Consider the following 533-nt stretch of genomic DNA (forward strand, 5'->3'; position numbering starts at 1 on the left):
GCCCTGCTGGCGTTGGTGTTCGCGGCCGGATTTGAACAGGTGCGAGGTGAGCAGGTTACCGTTGAGTTCGACGGTGGCGAGGTCGCCGCCTTTGTCGTGGTGAAAGGTGAGGCGGTTGTTATCCGGAAGGCGTAGTTTTTCGAGTTGGCCGCATTCGTCGTATCCATAGCGCAACGTGCCCCAGCCCTGGTGTTCGGCGGTGAGGCGGTTTTGCAGGTCGTATTCGTAATGCAGCGGCCAGTGGCCGTCGTCGACGCTGAGGAGATTGCCGAGGCGGTCGTAGGTGTAATCGACAATGCTGCGGTCGGGCAGGGTTTTTCTTACGAGGCGACCGGCAGCATCGCGCGCATAACCGGTAACCAACTGACTGCCGTCATCGCCGTATTCGGTCTTTTCCAGCAGATGCCCGGCGAGGTCGTAGGCATAGGCGGTGCGGCGCCCATCAAACCCGGTTTCCTGCTGGATCAGGCCGTTGGCGTGATAGTCGAGCCGATAGGTTTCGCCGACCTCGTTTTCAATCTCGGTCAGTAACA

The 533-nt window shown here is 59.8% G+C and carries 1 pseudogene; it reads right to left on the reverse strand.

Annotated elements, in window-relative coordinates:
- Positions 1 to 533, reverse strand: a pseudogene (locus ACW9I6_RS32410) (type IV secretion protein Rhs); the annotation flags it as partial.

The sequence above is a fragment of the Pseudomonas sp. SDO5522_S412 genome (genome assembly GCF_054071215.1).